This is a genomic window from Candidatus Protofrankia californiensis, from assembly GCF_900634765.1.
GTDB classification, from domain to species: Bacteria; Actinomycetota; Actinomycetes; order Frankiales; family Frankiaceae; genus Protofrankia; species Protofrankia californiensis.
In genome coordinates, this window is record NZ_CAAAFT010000467.1 from 19,703 (window position 1) to 23,306 (window position 3,604).

Annotated in this window: 1 protein-coding gene and 1 pseudogene; both read right to left on the reverse strand. The window is 71.8% G+C overall.

The window, feature by feature from the left end:
- On the reverse strand, positions 1–1,698 hold a 1,698-nt coding region (locus DD1DGNOD_RS24155), incomplete at its 3' end, for an RAMP superfamily CRISPR-associated protein (protein ID WP_131771099.1).
- Positions 1,695–3,604 (reverse strand): annotated as a pseudogene (locus DD1DGNOD_RS27485) (hypothetical protein); the annotation flags it as partial. The gene DD1DGNOD_RS24155 and the pseudogene DD1DGNOD_RS27485, both read right to left, overlap by 4 nt.

A 3,604-nucleotide genomic window follows, 5' to 3' on the forward strand; every position in this document is an offset into this window, starting at 1 on the left:
GATCGATTGCACGGCGATGTCGCCGTGGCCGCGGTTCACACCGTGGCCGAGCCGTATCCGTCCGGCCGCCAGGTCCCGGAGGACGAGGAGCAGCAGTGCGAGCGCCGGCCGTGCCAGGCCCTCGCCTTCGCCGCCTTCGCCGCCTTCGGAACCATCGGAGCCCGTGGGGCTGGCGTCGAACCGGCTCAGCCGTCGCAGGTCCACGGTCAGGCTCAGCTCCTGCCAGTCGACGTGGTGCGGTTCGAGGGTGCTGTAGAGGCGCTTGTCCGCGGCGCCGCCCGTCCACCGGTCGATGGCGACATGGTCGGCCTGGTCCATGTGAAGCTTCTTGAGCGTGGACCGGACCTCCGGTGGCAGATACGCCCGGGGCTTCTCCCACGAGCGTTTCGGACGGTTTTCGGGCTCCTCGGTCAGGCCCTTGACGCGGGCGCCGTTCAGCGCGCGCCAGAGGTCACCGGGGATGGCCTGCTTCGAGTAGCAGTCGTCCGCGCCGAGCGCCCCGATGCCGCGGCGCGTCCGCACGCCGTCCCCATTGCTGTTTTCATCGCCGTCTGAGTTGCCGTCTTCGGTCCCGCCCGCGGTCGTGCCGGCGGAACCGAACAGGGCACTCACCGCCCCAAGCTCATCGAGCTGTTCCCGGAACCGTGCCGACCGCCGTGGCCCGGCCGGTACGTCGAGTGGATGGGCGGCGTCCCGTGAGCGGGCGGTCCGCTCGATGCGCTCCGCGTGCGACCGCAGCACACCCTTGATCGAACTGCCGGGCAGGACGAGCGCCACCTCGTCGTCACCGACCCCGCTGGTCAGCGGAAGCGCGTCGATCGCGAACCCGTCCGCCCCGTAGCGCACCATCACCGGGGACGCGGGACGCCAGGCGATGTTCACCCTGAGCAGATCGGTGTCCGGGTCCTCGCCGCCGAGACCTGCCGCTGTCAGCGGAGCGGTTGCCGCGGTCGGCAGCAGGCCGAGGGAGCCGAGCAGCCCGTCCAGGCTGTCGAAACGTTGCTCCACGATCTCCGGCTCGCCGGCCAGGACGACGGAACCGAGACCGCGGGTCCGGGCCGCGCCGAGCCGGACCCGGCCCCCCGCGAGCGCGAGCAGCAGCGTGCCGAGCATCGCTGTCGCCGGGTCGGCGTCCCGGTCGCCGTACGGGGACTCCAGGTCGATCTCAAGGCGCAGGTAAGCGCCGCGTGGGAGCACCGCCCGTCCGTAGAGAAAGCCGTGGGCGACGGTTCCCAGCACCCGGTCGATGCCGATGCCCGAGCGGGCCTCGACCCGCGACCGCGGCAGCGGGGTGCCGGGATCGGTGCCGGTCGTGACCAGGCCGTCGTGCACGACGACCCGGCTTGTCGAGCCGTCGTCGGAGCCGCTGTCTGCGTCCCGTTTCGAGTTGCCCTGCCGGTCGTTCTTCTGCGGGACGCTGCCCCAGATCCCGTCAAGGACCAGCCTGTCGGCGATCGACCGTCCGGCGAAGGCGCGCAGCGCTCCCGCGAGGCTCGTGCCCGGCACATACAGCCGCGACAGCCCGTCCACGGCCAGCGCCAGGTCGACGGACGGGTCGCCGCCGACGTCCCCGACGTGCAGCGGTGTTTCCAGTCGCAGCCAGCCGCGGACCCGCAGCCGGCGCACCATCGGACGCCCGGCCCGCATGCCGGCGTCCGGGGCCGATCCCGATCCGGTTTCGGTGTTCGACCCGGTCATGCCCTCACCCCTTCGTGTATCCGGTCGTGCTCCGTGGCCGGCGGACCGTCACCGTCACCGGCCACCGCCCGGCGGTGCGCGGTCAGACAGCTCGTGACGAGCGTGCGGACCGCTTCCGCCCACAGCTCGGTGTCGGCCCGGAGCCGGTCGGCGCCACCGTCGGTCACCGTCAGCTCACGAGCCATGCCGGCGTCGCCGAGCGGACCTAGATCCAGCAGGCTCCAGACCTCGGCACGGCTTGTCAGGAGCCGCTTGACCTGCTGATACACCGCCTGGGGCCAGCGATCGGACAGCCGGTCCAGCCAGTAGCCGATCTCGTCGTCCTCCCCCAGCCGGGCCAGGACGTCGCGCAGTCCACCGAGCTGGGTCGGCGTGACCTTGTCCTTGCCGGTGTGGGCGAGCCCGAGGGCCTTCTTGCGCCCCTCGGCCGTTGCGGCAACCGCCGCCGAAGCGCGCTGGATGTGCGCCCGCCACGCTTCCCGCTCGATAACCTGCGCGGTCGCATACGCGGCCCGATCCCTCGGCGGGACGAACGGCGCCTGCCTCCTGTCGCCCGATGGCGGGTACTTCTGCAGTGTGCCCGGACGTGTCCGCAGCAGCGGGTCGTCGACGGCGATCTGGCCGAACCCCTCGGCGGTGCGTTCGCCGATGCCGGCGGCCAGCACACGGTCCAGGTTCTCACGCGACGGGCGTCCGCTCGCGGTGAAGGTCAGGACGCTGCCCGCGGCAAGTCCCAGCAGGGTCGGGCGGGGAAGGCACCAGCCCCGCTGCCACGACTCGACCCGCCGGGTCGCCGTCACCCGGTCTGTCAGTTGTCCGGGGATATGGGCCTCCGGCTGCGCGGAAAGAACATGATCGCGCAGCCTTTGACCCTCCAGCGGCCCAGGGATATGGGCTTCCCGGAGGGCGAGGGTCACCCCCAGCCTGGCGCCGAGCTGGTCGGCGAACTCGCGGAGGTCGGTCGACGGGCGCAGCCGCTTGTCCCGGAGCAGGGCGTCCGACAGCAGCCATACGGTGATCGTCTGTTCGGTGTCCGCTCCGGAGGCCTCCGCCTCCGGCGCCGCCCACGGTGCCGGAGGGCCCTCGACGGTCACGGTGACCTGCCCGTAGTCGTCCTTGGCGGACCGCCCGACTGCCCACGTGCCGGCAAGCGCGGTGTCGGCGCCCTCGGGTAGCAGTCCGGCGCATACGCGAACCTCCGCCCACAACACCGACCCCGCGGCAATCGCCTCGTAGGTGTAGAGGCCGACCACGTCCGAGGTGGGTCTCTGCCGCTTGTCGTCGATGACGTTGTGGGTGTGGATCGTCAGATGACTTTCGCGGATGGTGATTGCGAGCGGGTTCGAGTCGTCCGGCGCGGACCCCGGGGGCGGAGGTGACGCGCCGACATAGGTGTTCTTGTACGATTTGGCCGCGGCGCCCGGTTCCCGCGGCACCTCGACCAGCCGGTTGACCGCCGCGGTCCGCTCCTCGTCATCCTTCGCGTGGAACCAGGTCCGGGGCAGCGGCCGGCCTCGCTCGCCGTCCACATCGACGGTCGCGTTGGTCACGACGAGATGACCGGCACGGGCGAGCGAGTCGGGATCCCACCCGTCGACCTCGGCCAGTCGCCGTAGGACCGCGGGCAGCAGTATCGACCCGGGTACGAAGTCCAGCGACCGTACGGCGTTGCCGATGGTACGTTCCTGCACGATCAGCGGCGTCTCGAGGTGCATCCGTAACGTGATGACCTCCCAGCCGAGGCTGCCAGGACGGTCGGGACTGCGCGAGATCGTCGTTCTCTCGAACGGGCGGGGGACGGGCGGAGCGACCCCGTCGCGTGCCCGCAGCCATGCGGCAACGCTGTCGAGCGTCGGCAGCGTCGGCAGCGTCGGTGCCGTGGCCCGCGCCCGGGCCGTGTGGCCCC